17 protein-coding genes are annotated in these 19368 nt (G+C 63.0%); 6 read left to right on the forward strand and 11 right to left on the reverse strand.

All coding sequences use genetic code 11. From position 1 onward, the window contains the following. Window positions 1–17: 17 nt before the first annotated feature. Genes NHF53_RS18065 through NHF53_RS18080 form a run of 4 tightly spaced genes read right to left on the reverse strand, consistent with a single transcriptional unit; the run spans window position 18 to window position 5144 of the window. On the reverse strand, window positions 18–572 hold the full coding sequence (locus tag NHF53_RS18065) for a sarcosine oxidase subunit gamma (protein WP_252835453.1): 555 nt from the start codon (window positions 570–572) through the stop codon (window positions 18–20). Next, entirely contained in the window at window positions 565–3558 is a 2994-nt protein-coding gene (locus NHF53_RS18070; protein WP_252835454.1) for a sarcosine oxidase subunit alpha, read from the reverse strand. Before NHF53_RS18070 ends, NHF53_RS18065 begins: the two co-directional genes overlap by 8 nt. Then, window positions 3555–3872, reverse strand: a complete 318-nt coding sequence (locus tag NHF53_RS18075) for a sarcosine oxidase subunit delta (protein ID WP_148657649.1) — start codon at window positions 3870–3872, stop codon at window positions 3555–3557. Before NHF53_RS18075 ends, NHF53_RS18070 begins: the two co-directional genes overlap by 4 nt. A gap of 18 nt (window positions 3873–3890) precedes the next feature. Further along, on the reverse strand, window positions 3891–5144 hold the full coding sequence (locus NHF53_RS18080; RefSeq protein WP_148657648.1) for a sarcosine oxidase subunit beta family protein: 1254 nt from the start codon (window positions 5142–5144) through the stop codon (window positions 3891–3893). A 295-nt stretch (window positions 5145–5439) separates the two neighbouring features. Here NHF53_RS18080 and rpsU point away from each other — a divergent pair, with 295 nt between their 5' ends. Then, the gene (gene rpsU / locus NHF53_RS18085; protein ID WP_114364274.1) at window positions 5440–5667 is read left to right on the forward strand and encodes a 30S ribosomal protein S21; all 228 of its coding nucleotides are present in this window, start codon (window positions 5440–5442) and stop codon (window positions 5665–5667) included. Window positions 5668–5857: 190 nt separating this feature from the next. Further along, entirely contained in the window at window positions 5858–6670 is an 813-nt protein-coding gene (locus tag NHF53_RS18090; protein ID WP_374591267.1) for a tetratricopeptide repeat protein, read from the forward strand. Between the two features lie 163 nt (window positions 6671–6833). Here NHF53_RS18090 and NHF53_RS18095 read toward each other — a convergent pair whose 3' ends face one another. The 3 genes from NHF53_RS18095 to NHF53_RS18105 form a co-directional block, all read right to left on the reverse strand. Further along, window positions 6834–7058 carry an aa3-type cytochrome c oxidase subunit IV gene (locus tag NHF53_RS18095; RefSeq protein ID WP_252835456.1) on the reverse strand — a complete coding sequence of 75 codons (225 nt, stop codon included), beginning with the start codon at window positions 7056–7058 and terminating at the stop codon, window positions 6834–6836. Window positions 7059–7210: 152 nt separating this feature from the next. Further along, window positions 7211–7972 carry a hypothetical protein gene (locus tag NHF53_RS18100; protein WP_252835457.1) on the reverse strand — a complete coding sequence of 254 codons (762 nt, stop codon included), beginning with the start codon at window positions 7970–7972 and terminating at the stop codon, window positions 7211–7213. Window positions 7973–8156: 184 nt separating this feature from the next. Continuing rightward, complete coding sequence (locus tag NHF53_RS18105; RefSeq protein WP_252835458.1) at window positions 8157–10469, reverse strand: bifunctional diguanylate cyclase/phosphodiesterase; 2313 nt, start codon at window positions 10467–10469, stop codon at window positions 8157–8159. A gap of 545 nt (window positions 10470–11014) precedes the next feature. On the opposite strand from NHF53_RS18105, the gene NHF53_RS18110 reads away from it, so the two are divergent. Together NHF53_RS18110 and NHF53_RS18115 are read left to right on the forward strand one after the other, a co-directional pair. After that, entirely contained in the window at window positions 11015–11560 is a 546-nt protein-coding gene (locus NHF53_RS18110) for a TRAP transporter small permease subunit (RefSeq protein ID WP_114364279.1), read from the forward strand. Between the two features lies 1 nt (window position 11561). After that, window positions 11562–13400, forward strand: coding sequence for a TRAP transporter large permease subunit (locus NHF53_RS18115; RefSeq protein WP_252835459.1), 1839 nt, complete (start codon window positions 11562–11564; stop codon window positions 13398–13400). A gap of 127 nt (window positions 13401–13527) precedes the next feature. On the opposite strand, the gene NHF53_RS18120 is transcribed toward NHF53_RS18115, so the two are convergent. Then, complete coding sequence (locus NHF53_RS18120; protein ID WP_252835460.1) at window positions 13528–14634, reverse strand: TRAP transporter substrate-binding protein; 1107 nt, start codon at window positions 14632–14634, stop codon at window positions 13528–13530. Window positions 14635–14936: 302 nt separating this feature from the next. On the opposite strand from NHF53_RS18120, the gene NHF53_RS18125 reads away from it, so the two are divergent. Next, the gene (locus NHF53_RS18125; RefSeq protein WP_252835461.1) at window positions 14937–15698 is read left to right on the forward strand and encodes a gamma-glutamyl-gamma-aminobutyrate hydrolase family protein; all 762 of its coding nucleotides are present in this window, start codon (window positions 14937–14939) and stop codon (window positions 15696–15698) included. 14 nt (window positions 15699–15712) lie between these two features. On the opposite strand, the gene NHF53_RS18130 is transcribed toward NHF53_RS18125, so the two are convergent. From NHF53_RS18130 to NHF53_RS18140, 3 genes are all read right to left on the reverse strand, one after another. Beyond that, window positions 15713–16684, reverse strand: a complete 972-nt coding sequence (locus tag NHF53_RS18130; protein WP_252835462.1) for a 2-hydroxyacid dehydrogenase — start codon at window positions 16682–16684, stop codon at window positions 15713–15715. A gap of 10 nt (window positions 16685–16694) precedes the next feature. Next, entirely contained in the window at window positions 16695–17711 is a 1017-nt protein-coding gene (locus NHF53_RS18135; RefSeq protein WP_114364283.1) for a LacI family DNA-binding transcriptional regulator, read from the reverse strand. A 140-nt stretch (window positions 17712–17851) separates the two neighbouring features. Continuing rightward, window positions 17852–18364: a MarR family winged helix-turn-helix transcriptional regulator gene (locus NHF53_RS18140; RefSeq protein WP_252835463.1), complete on the reverse strand. Its 513-nt coding sequence runs from the start codon at window positions 18362–18364 to the stop codon at window positions 17852–17854. A gap of 99 nt (window positions 18365–18463) precedes the next feature. Here NHF53_RS18140 and NHF53_RS18145 point away from each other — a divergent pair, with 99 nt between their 5' ends. Further along, entirely contained in the window at window positions 18464–19255 is a 792-nt protein-coding gene (locus NHF53_RS18145; RefSeq protein ID WP_252835464.1) for a creatininase family protein, read from the forward strand. Window positions 19256–19368: the final 113 nt, after the last annotated feature.

Raw genomic sequence — 19368 nt, forward strand, 5'->3', positions numbered from 1 at the left:
GGCCTGCCCCATTTTCGTCAGGCGGCAGCGTCTTCAGCCGCTTCGGCGAGAAGCCCGAAGGCATACTCAGCGAAAGACCGCCAGCATTCGACGCGGAAGGTTTCCTCGTCGACGCGATAGAGCACGATCTCGATTTTGCCGAGCACCGTGCGTGCGGCAGCACCCACCGGGAACGCCCCGAGCGACAGGTCGAGCGGGCAGCCGGCATTCACCGTGTTTTCCGCACCCGGCCCGGAAACGATGATTGCCGTGTTGCGATGGGAGACGTCGGTCGAGGCATGCACCACGCCCGCGCCGGCGCAGGCGGCCATCAGGTCGCCGCCCTGCTCGTCGATCACCAGCCATTCGTCCGGCCCGAGCCAGAGGGCCGTGCGACCCTTGGCCGAGGCCGAGGTCTTCGGCTTGACCGGGAGCTTGACGCCGAGTGCCTTCGACAGGCCGGCCACGGCATCCGCTCCCGCCCGCAGCGAGATGCGTTCCGCCGGAGCCGCCGGGGTCAACCGGACGACCGTCGAGCCGCCATGGGCGCCTTCCAGCACCGATTTCCGAGATGCCGCCATGAGATCAGCCATGGATGCGTACCCCTTCCTTGTCAAAGAACACCATGTCCGTCACTTCGACGGCGATGGTCTTGTCGGCCATCGGGACATAGAGCGTTTCACCCATACGGTTGCGCCCGCCCGCCACCATCGCGATCGCGATCGACCGGCCGGCATTCGGCGACCAGTAGGAGGAGGTGACATGGCCGAGCATGGTCATCGGCTTCGGCTGGTTCGGATCGGCGACGATCTGCGCGCCTTCCTCCAGCACCGTGTTCGGGTCCTTCGTCAGAAGGCCGACAAGCTGCTTGCGGCCTTCCTTGACGAGGTCCGGACGCTTGAGGCCGCGGATGCCGACGAAATCCGTCTTCTTCTTGGAGACGGCCCATGCGAGACCGGCATCGTCCGGGGTGAGCGTCCCGTCGGTGTCCTGACCGACGATGATGTAGCCCTTCTCGGCGCGCAGGACGTGCATGGTCTCGGTACCGTAGAGGCAAGCCCCCATGCTTTCCGCCCGGTTCCAGACGGCTTCCAGGACTGACGCGCCGTAATCGGCCGGCACGTTGATTTCGAAGCCGAGTTCGCCCGTGAAGGAGACGCGGAAGAGGCGGGTCGGCACGCCGCAGAACTTGCCTTCGGCGACGCTCATGTGCGGGAAGGCTTCATTCGAGATGTCGATGCCCTCGACGAACGGCGCGATGATATCGCGCGCCTTCGGCCCCTGCACCGCAATCACCGCCCACTGTTCGGTGGTCGAGGTGAGCCAGACCTTGAGGTGCGGGAACTCCGTCTGCAGATAGTCTTCCATGTGCTGGAGGACGCGCGGCGCACCGCCGGTCGTCGTCGTGACGTGGAAGCGGTCCTCGGCGATGCGGCCGACGACGCCGTCGTCATAGACGAAGCCGTCTTCGCGGGTCATGATGCCGTAGCGGGCCTTGCCCGGTTTCAGCGTGTCCCAGGCATTCGTGTAGAGAAGGTTGAGGAAGGTCGCGGCATCGGGGCCGACGACCTCGATCTTGCCGAGCGTGGACGCATCGAAGACGCCCGCGACATCGCGAACCGTCTTGCACTCACGGTTGACCGCCTGGTGCATGTCCTCGCCCGCCCGGGGATAGTACCAGGCGCGCTTCCAGTTGCCGACATCCTCAAACTCGGCGCCTTGCGCCGCTTCGAAGAAATGCATCGGCGTCTTGCGGGTCGGATCGAAGAGATCGCCGCGGGAGTGGTTGATCAACGTGCCGAAGGTCACCGGCGTATAGGGCGCGCGGAAGGTGGTGAGGCCCACCTGTGGGATCGGCCGGCCGAGCATTTCGGCCGCGATCGCCAGGCCGTGCATGTTGGAAAGCTTGCCCTGGTCGGACGCCATGCCGTTGGTGGTGAAGCGCTTGATGTGCTCGATCGAGTGCATGCCCTCGCGCACGGCAAGGCGGATATCCTTGGCGCAGACGTCGTGCTGGAAGTCGATGAAGGCCTTGATGGTGGTGTCCGGCCCCGCCCCTTCCGCAGCGCCGATCATGCCGCCGGTCCAGTCGAAGGCGTTGCTGCCCGAGAACTGCACCGCCGTGGTTCCGGTGGCACCTGCCGCCACGGCCATTGCCGCACCGGCCGAGGATGCCTCGTCGAGGATCGCCTGCAGGTCGTCGGTGCCGTTGCAGGTGCCGACGCTGACGCATTCCTGCGCATAGACATCCGGCAGGAAACGGTCGTTTTCGGCGTCGAACCTGAGCTTGCCGCGCGACTGCGAGAACAGATGCACCGACGGCGTCCAGCCGGCCGAAACGAGAAGCGCATCGACCTCGATCTTGCGCGACGCACCGCCGCCATTGCGGCGAACGGTCATCGACTTGATCCGGAGGCGGCCGGCGGTATCCACGACGCCGTGGCCGAGCAGCACGTCGATGCCGAGCGAGCGGGCTTCCGCCAGAACCTTTTCGCCGGGCTTTTCGCGGCAGTCGACGATCGCGACGACGGAAACGCCGGCGCGCTTCAGGTCGAAAGCGGCTTCGTAGGCGGAATCATGGGCGGTATAGACGCCGACCTTGGCACCGACGGAAACGCCGAAGTGGTTCAGATAGGTGCGCCCCGCGGCCGCCAGCATGATGCCCGGGCGGTCGTTGTTGGCGAACACCATGTGCCGCTCGATCGAGCCGGTGGCGAGCACCACGCGCTTGGCGCGAACCTGCCACAGACGCTCGCGCGGAAGGCCCTTGGCGGGCTTCGCGAGGTGGTCGGTCACGCGCTCGGCCAGTGCCACGAAATTGTGGTTGTAGTAACCGAAGGCGGTGGTACGGGTGAGAAGGCGAACGTTCGGCATCGAGGCGAGCTTCGCCGCGACGGACTGCGCCCAGTCGTAGCCGTTCTGCCCGTCAACGGTTGCGGCGGTGTCGTAGTGGAAGGCACCGCCGACTTCCGGTTGTTCGTCGCAGACGATCACCTTGGCCCCTGCCTCGGCAGCCGAAAGGGCTGCAGCAAGACCGGCCGCCCCGCCGCCGACGACGAGAACGTCGCAGTGGGCGTAACGACTGGAATAGTGATCCGGATCGGCCTCTTTCGGCGCAACCCCGAGACCGGCGGCACGACGGATGAAGGGTTCATAGACCGAATGCCAGAAGCTCTTCGGCCACATGAACGTCTTGTAGTAGAAGCCGGCGGCGAAGAACGGCGAGGCGAAGTCGTTGATTTCGCCGATATCGAAGGCAAGGCTCGGCCAGCGGTTCTGCGTGCCGATCTTCATGCCGTCGAAGACTTCCTGCACCGTCGCACGCACGTTCGGCTGGCGGCGCGCCGCGTCACGGCTGACGTCGAGCAACGCATTCGGCTCTTCCGGGCCGGCGGTCAGGATGCCGCGCGGACGGTGATACTTGAAGGAACGGCCGGCGAGATGCATGCCGTTGGCGAGCATCGCGGAGGCGACGGTGTCGCCTTCGATCGCCGTCAGGCTTCGGCCGTCGATGGTGAAGCGCGCGGTTCTGGCCGGCGTGAGGCGACCCTTGCCGGGAATACGGTTGGCGCCGCTCATTTGGCAGCTCCCTTGTCTTGGCTGTTGAGAACGGCGGCGACGTCGGGCTTCGGCTCGCCGGCCTTGTAGGTCATCAGGAACTTGTCGCTCACGGTGTCGCGCACCGCGTTGAAGAAGCGGCCGCAACCGTGGATGTGGCGCCAGCGTTCAAAGATGAGGCCCTTCGGGTTGTCGCGCAGGAAGAAGTACTCGGCGAATTCCTCGTCGGAGATCTCGGCGATGTTGGCGGGGCGCACGATGTGGGCCTCGCCGGCGCCGCGGAATTCGAGCTCGGAGCGCTCTTCTTCACAATAGGGGCATTTGATCAGCAGCATGATGAGCGGTCCTCGGTATCAGTGCGCCACGGCAGCGGCAGCCGCCTCGTCGATCAGGCGGCCGGTGCGGAACCGGTCGAGCGTCAGGCCGGCGGCGAGACGGTGCGGTTCGCCGCGCGCGATCAGGTGCGCGAAGAGATTGGCCGAGCCCGGCGTCGCCTTGAAGCCGCCCGTGCCCCAGCCGGCATTGACGAAGAGGTTCGGCACCGGCGTCACGCTCTGGATCGGCGAGCGGTCGGCGGTGTTGTCGGTGATGCCGCCCCACTGGCGCATCATCTTGACCCGGCGGAACATCGGGAAAAGTTCGCAGATCGCGTCGAGCGTATGGGTGATGATCTGCAAGCCGCCGGTCTGGGAGTAGGAGTTGTACTGGTCGGTGCCGGCGCCGATGACGAACTCGCCCTTGTCCGACTGCGAGATATAGGCATGCACGCTGTTCGACATGACGACGCACGGGAAGATCGGCTTCATCGGCTCGGAGACGAGCGCCTGCAGCGGCGTCGAGTGGACCGGAAGCTTGATGCCGGCCATCGCCATGACGACCGAGGAATGGCCGGCGGCGGAAACGCCGATCTTCTTTGCGCCGATGAAGCCGCGGCTCGTGTCGACCCCGGTCACCTCACCGTTCGGGCCGCGCCGGATGCCGGTCACTTCGCAGTTCTGGATGATGTGGACGCCGCGGTCGGACGCCGCGCGGGCGAAGCCCCAGGCGACCGCGTCGTGACGGGCCGTGCCGCCGCGGCGCTGCAAGGCGGCGCCGTTGATCGGGTAGCGTGCAGTCTTCGAGATGTCGAGCGGCGGGCAATAGGCCTTCGCCTGCTCCGGCGTCAGCCACTCGTTGTCGATGCCATAGAGATTGTTGGCATGCACATGACGCTTGAAGGACTGCATGTCGTGCACATTGTGCGACAGCATCATCACGCCGCGCGGCGAGTACATGACATTGTAGTTGAGATCCTGGCTCAGCCCTTCCCAGAGCTTCAGCGAATGCTCGTAGATGTCCATGCTCTCTTCATAGAGATAGTTGGACCGGATGATCGTGGTGTTGCGCCCGGTATTGCCGCCACCGATCCAGCCGCGCTCGAGCACGGCGACATTGGTGATTCCATGTTCCTTGGCGAGATAGTAGGCGGCTCCCAGACCATGGCCGCCGCCGCCGATGATGATCACATCGTAGGACGACCGGGGCTCCGGAGAGGTCCACTGGGCGTCCCAGCCCTTGTGACCGCGCAGCGCCTCGCGTGCCACGGCAAAAACCGAATATTTGCGCATTTCGCCTCAAACTCCTGTGGGTCAGGCAATTGGGTAGGGCCTTACCAGTCGCAAATCAATATGCCTTGCGAGCGCCCTTTTGCGACGCATTGCCCTCCGGCTTTCGACATGGACGGCAAAGATGGCATTTCGCGGGATTTTTCTGCACCTCGCACCTTCCCCATCTGGACTTTCCAAGCCCGATCTGTTATTCGACCGCCAAATCGTCAGGCCTGCGCCTCACGAAGCGATAGTTTCTTAGCCGGCGATCTGCTCCGGCGAGACGACAACTCTAAACCAAAGGAACGGGATAAACGTGCAGGTACTAGTCCGCGACAACAATGTTGACCAAGCGCTTCGCGCTCTGAAGAAGAAGATGCAGCGCGAGGGTATCTTCCGTGAAATGAAGATGCGCGACTATTATGAAAAGCCGTCGCAGAAGCGTGCGCGTGAAAAGGCCGAAGCCGTACGCCGCGTCCGCAAGCTGGCCCGCAAGCGTATGCAGCGCGAAGGCCTGATCTCCGCTGGCCGTTCGGGCCGCTGATCCGTCGTTTTTTCGACGTTTTCCGATGTTCTAAGGGCGGGGGCGACGGGTCGCCACCGCTCTTTTCATTTGTGAAGCCAAATACCTGCCCTCGTTACGGAAAGCATACCGGAAAATGGTCGTCACTTCTGTTTCCCCTCATGCCCTGGCACACAAGGTCGAGGAGCATCACCGTACGCGTTTCGGTTTCATGCTGGGCACAGCGGCCATGGTTGCAGCTCTCGGGCTTTCGGGCTGCCAGTCGACTTCGACGACGAGCGACATGATCCGCATCGACCGGGCGCAGGGGTCGGAAGAGAACATCGCCTCGCTTTCGGCCGTTATCGCCGCCAATCCGCAAGATCCCGAAGGCTATAACGTCCGCGGCTCCGCCTATGGCCGCGCCGGCGAATTCCGCAGGGCCGTCGACGACTTCAACACCGCGCTGAAACTCAACCCGAATTTCTACCAGGCCTATGCCAACCGCGCGCTCGTGCTGCGCAACATGGGCAAGCCGGTGGATGCGGCGAACGACTACAGTGCGGCACTGCGCATCAACCCGAGCTACGACGTCGCCTATATCGGCCGCGGCAACATCTATCGGCAGGCAGGCCGAATCGACGAGGCCTTCAGCGATTTCAACCGCGCCATCGAACTCGACACCACCGACGGGCGCGCCTACCACAATCGCGGCCTGATCTACCAGCTCCGTGGTCAGCACGACAAGGCGATCGACGACTTCTCCAAGGCCATCTCGCTGTCGCCCAATTCGCCCGAGCCGCACAACGGTCGGGGCATCTCCTATCTGGCATTGAACAACGACGACAACGCTTTCGCCGACTTCAACCATGCGATCGAGCTCAATCCGAAGCTCGCAGAATCCTGGGCCAACCAGGCGCTGGTCTACGAGCGGCGGGGCGACAAGGCCCGCGCGGCGAAATCCTTCGCGCACGCGCTGTCCCTCGACCCGAAGTACAAGCCGGCCGCCGACGGCCTCGCCCGCACGCGCGGCGCGTCGAGCTGACCTGCAGGGGCCGCCGAGCCCCTCCCCCATTTTCGATCACAAAAGCGCCGGCCGCCGGCGAGTTCGGCGTCGCCGTGATGTCGGCGGAGACGACCACCTCGACAAAAAGAGAAGGCCCCGCAGAGCGGAGCCTTGCAAGCTGTGGCAGAAGGCCGGTCCGGCCTCAGCGCAACAGGTAGATGCCGGCGATCGTGAGAACGACGAAAAGGACCAGGCCGCCGAAGAAGCCGGCCGCAGTGAAGAAGCCCGCGGCCATCGCGATCATCAGCGCTACGAGCATGACGGTGCCGTATTTCGCGCCGGCGATGAAGAGACCATAGGTCTTCTCGTGTTCGGCATAGTTCATCGATGCGCCGGTTTCGACGGGTCCGGTGTGGTGTTCGCTCATGATCTGTCTCCCCTTGAGGCGGCCGCGATTGCTGGTCGATGACACCGCCCGGCGGCGACGCTATTGCCGCGGCGCGATCCATCGCTCTTCCCTTCCGTCCGACTTATACCAAGCCCGCGGGAAGTGCAATCGGCTCGCAACTGGCGTTCAGGTCAAAAGTGGACGCCGCTGACCGCTCCCTGAATGTGTCCCTCCGCCACCAGCCGCGCCGACGGGCGGATGGTGAGCGGCGGCAGGCAGGCCCCGCTGTGCCGCGCGAACATCAGCCGCCGCTCGTGCTCGCCGGAATCGAAGAAGGGATAGCGCGTGAGCAGCTTTGCCCCCGTCTTGTGCGTGTCGGTCGCGAGAAGGTTCAGTTCGAGCCCGTAGATCTCGGTCATGCGCCGCTCGATGATGGTATCCGCGTAGAACACCCGCTTGTAGAAAGCCGAATGCGCGGGGCGCACGTGCTGCAGCACTCGATCGGCCTTGAAATAGGCGGCAGCGACGATGCTTGGTCGCAACGTGATGTAGGGAATGACGGGGAGTTCCGCAGCCACCTGCGGATCGGCGGCGAAGCGCGCCGGGTCGATGAGCGTCAGTCCCGCATCGAGAAAATCGTCGATCGCATCCGGAAAGACGCCCGAGGACTGGCAGACCGGATGATCGGGCGTGACGTAGTGCAGCCGGATCGTGCTCACCAGTTCCTCGAAGTAGTAGACGCCGAAGACGTAGGCATGATCGTCGAAGTCGATGTCGTCGAGCAGCCTGGCGCCACCGACGGGCAAGACATCGGCCGCCTTGTAGGCGCGGTAGCGCAACCGCTCGATCTCCCCGAAGTCCTCCGCGCATTCGATCCGCCGGTATTCGACATGGTCGAGAAGCTGCATCAGTCGTCCGGAAAAACTGTCCTCGACGGAGACATGTACATTCATCTGGAAAACTCTCGGTTAACGTTTCATTAACCAAAGAATAGCAGTCGACTGCGATTTTCACAGTCTCACCCGCAAAAGCGCGTAATTTAACGGAAATTATGGTTAACGGCACACAAGAAGGCGCCGACCATGCCCCAGGTCAGGTCAAGAACCCCTAAATTTATACTGGATTATACCTTAGAACTTACTTTTCGACGTGGGCAGTACCGAGACCCGGCGTCGCCTTGGCGGTCATCTCGGCGCGTTCCGCCAGCAGGCCGACAGTTTCCGCGGCGACCGGCATCGAGTAGACATAGCCCTGGATCAGATCGGCACACTCGTATTTCCGCAGCAGCGCGAGCTGCTCCTCCGTCTCGACGCCCTCTATGACGATCTGGAGGCCGAGCTGACGCGACATCGTCACGATGCCGCGAAGCAGGCGGAAACGGCGGGCATCCTCGGAGATGTCGAGGACGAAGGAGCGATCGATCTTCACGACATCGACCGGCAGCGTATCGAGATAACTGAGGCTTGAGAAACCGGTGCCGAAATCGTCGATGGCGATCGTGATTCCTTGCGTACGCAACTGCTCGAGGATGAGCCGCACATTGGCCACTTCCTCGACGAGGCTTCCTTCCGTGACTTCGAGATGAAGCCTCTCGGGCGCAAGACCGGTCTCCTTCAGCGCATCCATGACGATCTGGATGATCGCTTCGTTGCGCAGGTCGTGCTCGGAAAGATTGACGGATACGCTGATGTACGATGGCCATGTCGCGCAATCGCGGCAGGCCTGAATGATCATGAAGCGGGTAATGTCGGAGACGATCCCCATCTCCTCGGCGATATGGATGAAGACGTCGGGCGGAATTGCTCCGCGTTCCGGATGGGTCCAGCGCGACAGCGCCTCGCAACAGTCGATACGGGAGCCGTCGAGCCTGTACATAGGCTGGTAGACGACACCGAGGGAGCCAGCCGCCACGGCCGCCGCGAGATCAGTCTTCAGGCGTTGTCTTTCCACGTAACGCGCATCCATCTCCTGCTCAAAGACGGTGAACACTCCCTTGCCGCGGGATTTCGACTCGTAAAGCGCCAGGTCGGCCTTGATCTGCCATTCCTCCATCCGAAGGTCGGAACTGTCCACGATCACACAGCCGGCACTGAACGACACCGGCATCGTCGTGCCCTCGACCTCGTAATCGGCGCTCGCCGCGGCATGGAGGTTGCGCATTCGCGCCTCGAGGTCCGTATCCCTCGCGACGTTCGGGAAGAACAGGGCAAAGTGATCCCCGACGAGATGACCGACGAGCGCCTCCCGACCGGCAAGCGCCAGCAGACGGTTCGCGATCGCCACCAGCAGCCTGTCGCCTGCGAGATGTCCGCGCATGTCGTTGACGTGCTTCAGCTCTGCCACGTCGAGGACCATGAAGCCTACTTCGCCCGGCTGGCGACGCCTGGCGAGCTCGTCCTTCACCAGTTCGGAGAAGTAGTTGCGATGGGGAAGTCCCGTCAGGGCGTCGAAGCGAACCATGTGCAGGATCTTCCGGTCGGCACGCACCCTTGCGGTGACGTCCTCGAAGATCACCACGACGCCGCCTTCCGGCCGGCGCGTGGCGGAGAATTCGAGGATCATGTCTTCGGAAAACTGCATGACGGCGCGCGAGATCGTCCCGTCCGTCAGTTGTGAAAGCTGCTTCTGGATCAGCCCGGGCATGGAGCCGTCGACGAAGGCGTGGCGCGTGCCGTAGCGCAGGACGACGTCGAGATCGCAATTCTTGAGCTGGGTGAGGTCTCCGAGGTGGAGGAGTTCGCATGCCTTGCGGTTGATGACCTCGATACGGTTGTCCGGATCCAGCATCAGGAGCCCGTGCGTCATGTTGTTCAGTGCCGTGTCGAAACTGCCGGCGATCTTCTTCATCTCCTGCGAGGCGACCACGTTCTCGTAGAGAAACTCACGCACGCCGGTCGCCATCGACTGCGTCGTGAGCATGAAGGGAATCAGCATGATCGACAGCAGCAGCTTGTAGGGGTCGTCGGCGAACAGCGCCGCGACGATGATCGGCAGGCAGGCGGCCATGGTCTGGAGGCTGACAGCGAGGCGCGATCCGTAGTTGCGTCCTACCACTGAAACCATGGAAGCCATGGTGACGGCCACGCAGGCCAGTTCCACGAAGGTGTCCTCGAAGAAGAGTATGGCATAGCCGCAGCCGATGCCCAGGATCGCTGCCGTCGACGCCGCTCCAATGACATACCGATGCTCCCAGCGGGCGATCTCCTGACGGCTCCACAGGGACTTGTCGGCCTTGCTGAAGCGGGCGAAGAGCCTGATCCGGTGGGCGAAGACGAGGAGGAAGGCGAGCGACAGGCCGATATAGAAAAAGTCCCTCGTCTTATGATAGACGGCCATATAGGTGAGGATGTGGGCGCCCATGCCGACGAAGAGCGTCCGGCGGTTGCCGAACAGGGACTCGACGAAGGACAGATAGACGTCCGTCGGCACAGCTGCACTTCGAGCCTTCATCCAGGGAGCCTCCTCCGCGACGGGCACGGTATAAAGAAGAAATTAAGATTTGATTGCGCAAGTACGAACGAATCTCCGCAATCCGGTAGCCGTCGAGCACTGCCCCTGGCAAATCCGGCAGCCGGCCGACGACATGCGGCAAGACCCCGGGAAAGGCCGCCAAGCCGCGGCTACCCCTCGAATATTATAGAAACCACTTTAGCCTTTAGTCTAAATTTCAGACGGCGGATCAAACCGCGTCCGCATTATATCAACAATCACTAATCAATGACCAAATTCCCTGATCCACGGGTCGAACTGTGCCATATCGGCCCGAGACTGTATAGATCGCCAGAATTCCGGACGATTTGACGAGGATCAACGCCGTTGCCGGGCGAGGACCGCGCCACGGGTGCGGCTGCGGACGAGTCACGCCCCCGGCCGTCGACTTGCCGGCACCGCCAGCAGGCACCTGCCCTTCTTCGCCGAGGCCTAATGATGCCGCGGTTGCGCCATCCTCACCCTTGCTCTATGGGAAACTACGGGTTTTAGGGAGAAAAACCGATATGTCATTACTATTGGCGATCAGCCGTTTGATCGACGCGATCAACGGTGCAATCGGACGCTGGGTGTCGTGGCTGTTGCTCGCCGCCGTCCTCATCAGTGCAGGTAACGCAGTCGTCCGTAAGATGTTCGACATCTCGTCGAACGCCTGGCTCGAGCTGCAGTGGTATCTCTACGGAACGGTGTTCATGCTCGCAGCCGCCTATGCGCTGCTCAAGAACGAGCATATCCGCATCGACATCATTTCCGGCGGGTGGAGCAGACGGACACGCAACTGGATCGACCTGATCCTGCACACCATCTTCCTCGTTCCCTTCTCCTTCCTGATGACATGGCTCGCCTGGCCGTGGTTCTGGAACTCCTACAAAATCGGGGAGATATCCTCGAGCGCAGGAGGCCTGATCGTCTGGCCGGCGAAAGCCGCCATTCTCGTCGGCTTTCTCCTCCTGAGCGCCCAGGCAGTGTCCGAGATCATCAAGCGCGCGGCGATCGTGTTCGGCTACCTCAAGGACCCGTCCGAAGACAGCCTCGAAGTGACGGGACACTGACATGATCGATTTCATCGCACACAATCTCGCCCCGATCATGTTCACCTCGGTGATGCTGCTGCTGCTGCTCGGCTATCCCGTGGCCTTCACCCTCGCCGCAGGCGGCCTGATCTACTTCGCGGTCGGCGTCGAACTCTCGGCAATCTCGCCGGAGATCCGGCTGTTCTGGCCGCTTCTGCAATCCCACCCGGACCGCATTTACGGCGTGATGTACAACGACACTCTGCTGGCCATTCCGTTCTTCACCTTCATGGGCCTGATCCTCGAACGATCGAGGATGGCCGAAGACCTGCTGGATACAATCGGCCAGCTGTTCGGACCGATCCGCGGCGGCCTCGCCTACGCTGTCATCCTCGTCGGTGCCCTGCTCGGAGCCACCACCGGCGTCGTCGCTGCCTCTGTCATGGCGATGGGCTTGATCTCCCTGCCGATCATGCTGCGCTACAACTACAATCGCCCGCTGGTCGCCGGAACCATCGCCGCATCGGGCACGCTGGCACAGATCGTTCCGCCCTCGCTTGTCCTGATCGTGATGGCCGACCAGCTAGGCCGCTCGGTGGGCGACATGTATGTCGGCGCACTCTATCCGGCTATCCTGATCGTCGGCGCTTACTGCGCCTACATATTCTTGATCTCGCTGATCCGCCCCAAATGGGCCCCTGCCCTGCCGCTCGAGGCCCGCACTCTCGGCGGCGGTGTCACTTCGCTGGCGGCGATGATCGCGGTGGCGGCAGCCCTCTATTTCATCGGGCACAAATACCTGTTCACCAGCATCGCAAGCCCTGAATGGCGCCTCGTTGCAGCCCTCGCCTTCGGCGTGTTTGCCGCCTATCTCGTCGCACTCGCCAACCGGCAATTCAACCTCAATATCATCTCCCGGCTCGCACAGCAGGTCATCATCGTCCTCATCCCGCCGCTGGCGCTGATCTTTCTCGTGCTCGGCACGATCTTCCTCGGCATCGCGACACCGACCGAAGGCGGCGCCATGGGCGCGACAGGCGCACTCATCATGGCCGCCCTCAAGGGACGCCTCTCGCTCGCGACGCTCAAGCACTCTCTCGATGCCACGACGAAGCTCTCCGCCTTCGTGATGATGATCCTCATCGGCGCCCGCGTCTTCGGCCTCACCTTCTACGGCATCAACGGCAATGTCTGGATCGAGGAACTGCTGACGGCACTTCCGGGCGGCGAATACGGCTTCCTGGTCGTCGTCACGATCATCGTGTTCATCCTCGGCTGCTTCATCGACTTCTTCGAGATCGCGTTCATCATGGTGCCGCTCTTGGCGCCGGTCGCGGAGAAGCTCGGCATCGACCTCGTCTGGTTCGGCGTCATCCTCGGCATCAATCTGCAGACATCCTTCCTCACGCCGCCGTTCGGCTTCTCGCTCTTCTACCTGCGCTCCATCGCGCCCGCGGGACGCTGGAAGGACGAGGTAACCGGAAAGGTGATGGACGGCATGAAGACGCTCGACATCTACAAGGGCGTCCTGCCGTACATCGTGATCCAGTTCGTGATGATCATCGTGGTGATCGCCTTCCCCGGCCTGGTCATGCGCTACAAGGCGGGCGTGGAAACGATCAATCCTGCCGACATCAAGATCGAGGTTCCGGGCTTTGGCCAGGGCGGGGGAATGTCCCTGCCGCCGCTCGGCCAGGACGGCGGAACCGGTGCGCCGAACTTCGGCCTGCCGCCACTCGGCGGCACGGGTTCACAAGCACCTTCGATGGGTCTGCCGCCGCTCAATCTCGGTGGTGAGCAGCCGGCACCCGCTCCGGCTCCGGCACCGGGCGCTGGCAGCCCCGGCATGGACCTGAGCCAGCCTCCGGTCATCAAGTAAGCCAACGAGCAACGGCGCCCGCGAGGCGCCGTTTCTTTCTCTGCACTGCACTTTCCGCATGTCACGACAAAAAGAAGAGCCCCGGGATCGCTCCCGGGGCTCGACCTGTGACCGTGCTGACCGAAGCTCAGAGCTTGCCGGCGCGCTGCTGGATCATCATGAAGGTATCGAAGGTGTACTCGCCGAGCTGGGCCCAGAGGTAGGCATCCTTCTTGAACGCCAGCTGATCGTCGTAGACCTTCTTGAAGTGCGGGCTCTGGGCCGACAGGTCCGCGTAGATCCCGACGGCGGCCTGGTAGCAGGCTTCCAGGATTTCCTGGCTGAAGGGGCGCAGCACCGTGCCCTCGGCGACGAGCTGCTTCAGGGCCGGCGGGTTCTTGGTGTCGTATTTCGCCATCATGTTGGTGTTGGCGAAGGAGCAGGCATCCTGAAGGACCGCCTGGTAATTCTTCGGCAGGTTGTTGAACTTCTCCAGGTTGAAGAAGCCGTGAACAACCGGGCCTGCTTCCCAGAAACCCGGATAGTAGTAGTACTTGGCAACCTTGTGGAAACCGAGCTTGGAATCATCATACGGACCGACGAATTCCGCAGCGTCGATCGTGCCCTTTTCGAGCGCCGGATAGATGTCGCCGCCGGCGAGCTGCTGCGGCACGACACCAACCTTTTCCAGCACCTTGCCGGCAAGACCGGCGATGCGCATCTTCAGGCCCTTGAGGTCGTCGACGGTGTTGATTTCCTTGCGGAACCAGCCGCCCATCTGAACGCCCGTATTACCAGCCGGAAGACCGTAGAGACCCTGGGTGGCATAAAACTCGTTCATCAGCGTGTTGCCGTTGCCCTGGTAGAACCAGGCGTTCGACATGCGCGCGTTGAGACCGAAGGGAATGGCGGTACCGAAGGCGAAGGTCGGTTCCTTGCCCCAGAAGTAATAGGACGTGGTATGCGCAGCTTCGACCGTGCCCGCGGCAACGGCATCGACGGCCTGCAGGCCGGGTACAATTTCGCCGGCGGCGAAGACCTGAATGTTGAAATTACCGTCAGTCGCAGCAGCGACGCGTTCGGCGATATCGGTCGCACCGCCAAAGATGGTGTCGAGCGACTTCGGGAACGAAGACGTCAGGCGCCAGGTGATCTTCGGATTTTCCTGGGCGATGGCCGGTGCAGCCAGAACGGTGGAAGCAGCAACGCCTGCGCCCGTTACTCCGGCCTTTTTGATGAATGAACGACGATCCATAAAAGTAAAACCTCCCTTTAGACCTGCCCCGACAGGAAAGCTCCCTCACCCGCCCAGCAGCAGTCCCAGCGAGATAACCATTTTGGGTGAACCCTTTCAAGCGCTTGGGCAATATTCTTTCGGCCTATAACGATTGCCTGTTCCGACAATCTCGCCCCAGCTCGGAAATGCTGGGCATTTCCTGCCTCCACCCGTCTCTTTTGGCGGGTTCCTGCCCCGCAACGGCTGTGGAAAGACTATTGACTTCCGCAGCCGGAGCACGGCAGAAATCGCACATCCCGCTGCATCTTCCGGAGCCCATGATGCCGAAGCCGATCATCGCCATTCCCGCCGACATCCGGGAGTTCGACGGCACCCTCTGGCATGCGGCACAGAATCAGTATGTCCGCGCAGCACTGAAGGTCGCCGACGTGATGTCGTTCATCATTCCCGCCTTCGAGGAAGGCAACGACACGGACGCGCTGCTCGACCGTGTGGACGGCCTGCTCGTCTCCGGCTCGGCGACGAATGTGCATCCCTCCCTCTACGGTGCCGAGGCGAAAGAGAGCGACGGGCCTTTCGACCCGGCACGCGACGCGACGACACTGCCTCTCATTCGCCGGGCGCTCGAGCGCAGCATTCCGCTTCTGGCGATCTGCCGCGGCATACAGGAGCTCAACGTGGCGCTCGGCGGCACGCTTGCAACCGAGATCCACGAGCAGCCCGGCATCTGGGACCATCGCAAGCCGGCAGACGTGGAGCGGGATGTCGCCTTCTCGATCCGTCAGGATGTGATCGTTGCGGAAGGGTCCTGCATTGCCCGCTATCTCGGCGCCGGCAAGGTCAAGGTCAACTCGCTGCATCGCCAGGCGATCTCGAAGACGGCACCCGGGCTGCAAGTGGAAGCCATGGCGGAAGACGGCACGATCGAGGCCGTTTCCGTGATCGGCGCGCGCGGATTTGCCGTCGGCGTGCAATGGCATCCGGAGTACTGGGCAGAAACCGACAGGCCCTCCCGCGCCCTCTTCGAGGCATTTGGCGAGGCCGTGCGCACCTATGCGAGCGCCCGGGCGCTCACGGCGTGAGGCGATAGAGACCGCTACTCGGCGGCCTTCTGCGGCGTCTCCGGCACCGGCGTCAGGACCCGGCCAATCTCAAACCAGGCAAACAGATTGTCGACGACCAGATCGGCCATGGCGTTGCGCGTCGGCACCGAAGCCGAGGCCACGTGCGGCAGCAGCGAGACGTTCGGAAAGGCGAGCAGCTCCTGCGGCACATGCGGCTCGTCCTGAAAGACGTCGAGGCCGGCGCCGGCGATCGTGCCGTCGCGAAGGGCTGCGATCAGCGCCTCCTCATCGACCGTCCAGCCGCGACCGACATTGATCAGGACGCCGTTCGGGCCGAGCGCCGAAAGCACCTCCGCATTGATCGCCTTGAAGGTTTCCGGCGTCTTCGGAACGATCGAGATCAGCGTATCGACGGCCTCGGCAAGCGCCGTCAGCGACGGGAAATAGCCGTAGCCGAGATCGGTTCGCGGGCGACGGGTGTGATAGCTAATCCTGACCTTGAAGGGTTCGAGCCTGCGCGCGATTTCGAGGCCGATACGGCCGAGCCCGTGAATGCCGACATGCCGACCCTTGAGCGAAAGCGGCGAGAGAGGAAACGGCCCTTCACGTTCCCATCGGCCCTGGCGCAGCCAGGTTTCCGCCTGAGGCAACTGACGGACGGTGTTGATGAGCAGCGCGACCGCGGTGTCGGCGACCTCGTCGTTCAGCACGTCCGGCGTATTTGTGACGGTGATCCCGCGCCCCGCGGCCTCCGCGACGTCGACGGCGTCATAGCCGACGCCGAAGCTCGAGATCACTTCGAGATTGGGAAGCCGGGCAATCCAGTGCCCCGGCAGGGCACCGGAGACGGCGACGCCGCGAACACGTGCCGCTTCGGCCTCACCGAGTTCCAGTTCCGGCCCGTGCGGCACGTGCAGGACCTCGAAGCGGTCTGCGAGCCGTTCGGTGACCCTGGGATTGATACGGCCGGGCACGAGGATGGTCGGGCGCGGCTGTATCGCCATGGTCTGCTCCTTATCGCTTGATGGGGCCAGTCGACTGGCGGATGCGCATTTCCGGCTTGATGAGGTGGATACCGTCCGGCTCGTGACTGCCCGCCAGTTTATCGAGAAGCGCGCGGGCTGCAAGCCTTCCGACCTCCGCCTGCCCGTTCCAGACCGTCGTCAATGCCGGTGTCGCAATCGACGCCTCCTCGAGGTCGTCGTAGCCGGTGACCGAAATATCCTTGCCGGGAACGAGGCCGGCACGGGCGATGCCGTTCATCAGGCCGATCGCCACGAGGTCGTTCCAGCAGACCGCCGCCGTCGGCTTCTGCGGCAATGACAGGAAATGCACCGCCGCCTCGAAACCGCCCTGCTTGGTGCGCGGTCCCGGAATGCGCAGCGCCGGATCGACCTCGATGCCGGCCTTGCGCAACGCATTGACGTAACCCTGATAGCGGTCGCGCCCCGTCGACGTCTGGTCCGTGCCGCCGATCATCGCGATCGTCCGGTGGCCGAGGCCGATCAGGTGGTTGGTGGCGAGCGAGATACCGTAGCTGTCGTCGCCGCGATAGGTCGGCAGGTCGAGGCCCTCCATCGAGCGGGCAATCAGGATCGCCGGCATGCCGTTTTCCTCTGCCAGCATGACGTCCTCTTCCGGCGTGCCGATCGCCGGGGACATGATCACCCCGTCACCGCCGAGCTGCAGCAGCGTCTCGATGAACGTCCGCTGCTTTTCGACGGAATCATAGTGATTGGAGAGGATGAAGGTATGGCGGCTGCGGTCGAGCTCGCTTTCGATGGCTTTGAGGATTTCGCCGTAGAACGGGTTCATGATGTCGTGCACGACGACGCCGATGATGCCGGAGCGCGAGGTCCTGAGGCTGGCTGCACGGCGATTGTAGATATAGCCCAGATGACGGGCCTGTTCCTTGATCTTCTCGCGCGTATCGACCGCGACCAGCGGGCTATCGCGCAGGGCCAGCGATACGGTGGCGGTCGACAGACCGAGAGACTCGGCTATCGTAGAGAGCTTCACTTTTTGAGCCACGTGTCCTCCCGGGGCAATCGCGTTCGCTCGCGGAGGAAAGCCTTGTCTCTCTCCCGCGATTAAACGTTTTAATTAAACAATTTAATTGCGGATTTCAATTGCTGTTTTCGGCTGTGAAACGGCGTCACCCTCGGCGACCTTCAACGCTTGCCGATCGCCGACTGCAGGTTCTCCTCGACTGTAAAAAGCAGCCGCAGCAGTGTCTTGACCTCCTTGCCGGAAAGGCCGTGCAGCGCCTCTCGTTCGCACGCCTCCGCTGCGGCGGCGATGCGCTCAAGGCTGGCGCGACCGCCGTCGGTGAGAAAGACCTTGGTAAGACGGTGGTCGAGCGTATCCGCCCGCCGCTCCACGAAGCCCTGGGCTTCCATCCGTCCGATCGTGCGGGTCATGGTCGGTGCCTTGACGCCGAGCTTCTGGGCGAGCGCGCCCGGCGTAAGGCCGTCCTCCCCGGCGAGCGCCTGGACGACGCCGTCCTGCCCGGCATAGAGGCCGCAATCGGCAAGATTGCGGGAGAGAAGCGTCCGGAGCGACCGGGCCGTCTGCGTGACGATGGGCGCGAAGGCGCCGTTCACGACCTCCCGCCCGGCATCCTTTTTCTTCTCTGCCTTGTCTTTCTTGCCGCCCTTCTTGTCTGCCTTGTCCTTCTTCGCCATCTCTATGCTCCGACAGTGATCGCTGATTGTCGGCATGATAAGCCGGCTAACCTTTACAACGCATTGAAACGCCGTCCGCAGATCGGATAAAGTCCAAGAATGTCCCCACCGCACCGCAATTTTGCCGACAACGACCCAAATCTCTCTCCGAAGGAGCACCGCGACTGGATCGTCGTCCTGCCGCTCGGTGCGCACGAGCAGCACGGTCCGCATCTGCCCTTCGAGACGGATCGCCTGATCGTCGAGGGGATCGTCGAAAGACTGACCGCCGCCCTCCCTGCCGATCTGCCCGTCACCTTTCTCCCGGCGGAACCGGTCGGCTATTCCATCGAACACCTGGACGTTCCGGGAACGCGAAGCCTCGGCTACGGGGAGGCCGTCGAGCGCTGGCTTTCGATTGCGGGCGATCTGGCGCGGCAGGGCATCCGCAAGCTGGTGATGCTCAATGCCCACGGCGGAAACTCCCCGCTGATGACGATCGTCTCCACCGAAGCGCGCGTGCGCTTCGGCATGCTGGCGGTGGCCACGAGCTGGACTCGGTTCGGCGTGCCGGAGGGCGTCGTGACGCCGCAGGAGAAGGCCCTCGGTATCCATGGCGGCGATATCGAGACTTCCGTCATGCTGGCACTTCATCCGGACAAGGTCGACATGACGCGGGCCGCGGACTTTCCCTCCCACCAGGTCGACTATGCCCGGCGCTTTACCCATCTGCGCGCCTACGGCCCCCATGCCTTCGGCTGGAAGATGGCGGATCTCAACCCGCAAGGGGTGACCGGCAACGCCGCGGCCGCGACGGCGGAGAAGGGCGAACAACTGATCGCCCACGCCGTCCATGGCCTCGTCGAACTCCTCGAGGACGTTCACGCCTTCGACGTCGACGAACTGCGTTAGAGACGCAAGGGCGGGCTCCACCAACAAAGCCTTTGAACTGTCGCACGCCGCGGCCTATATGAACTCAACCGCACCGGGGGCACCTGTCCGCCCAGTTCACCCATCGAGGTTTC

Origin of the sequence: Ciceribacter sp. RN22, from assembly GCF_024054295.1 — a bacterium.
GTDB classification, from domain to species: domain Bacteria; phylum Pseudomonadota; class Alphaproteobacteria; order Rhizobiales; family Rhizobiaceae; genus Allorhizobium; species Allorhizobium lividum.

Excerpts from the sequence above, each read along its gene's own strand:
- NHF53_RS18095 (WP_252835456.1), bottom strand. The coding sequence starts at position 7,058 with ATGAGCGAACACCACACCGGACCCGTCGAAACCGGCGCATCGATGAAC.
- NHF53_RS18120 (WP_252835460.1), bottom strand. The coding sequence starts at position 14,634 with ATGGATCGTCGTTCATTCATCAAAAAGGCCGGAGTAACGGGCGCAGGC.
- NHF53_RS18145 (WP_252835464.1), top strand. The coding sequence starts at position 18,464 with ATGTCCCCACCGCACCGCAATTTTGCCGACAACGACCCAAATCTCTCT.
- NHF53_RS18100 (WP_252835457.1), bottom strand. The coding sequence starts at position 7,972 with ATGAATGTACATGTCTCCGTCGAGGACAGTTTTTCCGGACGACTGATG.
- NHF53_RS18105 (WP_252835458.1), bottom strand. The coding sequence starts at position 10,469 with ATGAAGGCTCGAAGTGCAGCTGTGCCGACGGACGTCTATCTGTCCTTC.
- NHF53_RS18130 (WP_252835462.1), bottom strand. The coding sequence starts at position 16,684 with ATGGCGATACAGCCGCGCCCGACCATCCTCGTGCCCGGCCGTATCAAT.
- NHF53_RS18125 (WP_252835461.1), top strand. The coding sequence starts at position 14,937 with ATGCCGAAGCCGATCATCGCCATTCCCGCCGACATCCGGGAGTTCGAC.
- NHF53_RS18065 (WP_252835453.1), bottom strand. The coding sequence starts at position 572 with ATGGCTGATCTCATGGCGGCATCTCGGAAATCGGTGCTGGAAGGCGCC.
- NHF53_RS18115 (WP_252835459.1), top strand. The coding sequence starts at position 11,562 with ATGATCGATTTCATCGCACACAATCTCGCCCCGATCATGTTCACCTCG.
- NHF53_RS18140 (WP_252835463.1), bottom strand. The coding sequence starts at position 18,364 with ATGGCGAAGAAGGACAAGGCAGACAAGAAGGGCGGCAAGAAAGACAAG.
- NHF53_RS18080 (WP_148657648.1), bottom strand. The coding sequence starts at position 5,144 with ATGCGCAAATATTCGGTTTTTGCCGTGGCACGCGAGGCGCTGCGCGGT.
- NHF53_RS18090 (WP_374591267.1), top strand. The coding sequence starts at position 5,858 with ATGCTGGGCACAGCGGCCATGGTTGCAGCTCTCGGGCTTTCGGGCTGC.
- NHF53_RS18070 (WP_252835454.1), bottom strand. The coding sequence starts at position 3,558 with ATGAGCGGCGCCAACCGTATTCCCGGCAAGGGTCGCCTCACGCCGGCC.
- NHF53_RS18110 (WP_114364279.1), top strand. The coding sequence starts at position 11,015 with ATGTCATTACTATTGGCGATCAGCCGTTTGATCGACGCGATCAACGGT.
- NHF53_RS18075 (WP_148657649.1), bottom strand. The coding sequence starts at position 3,872 with ATGCTGCTGATCAAATGCCCCTATTGTGAAGAAGAGCGCTCCGAGCTC.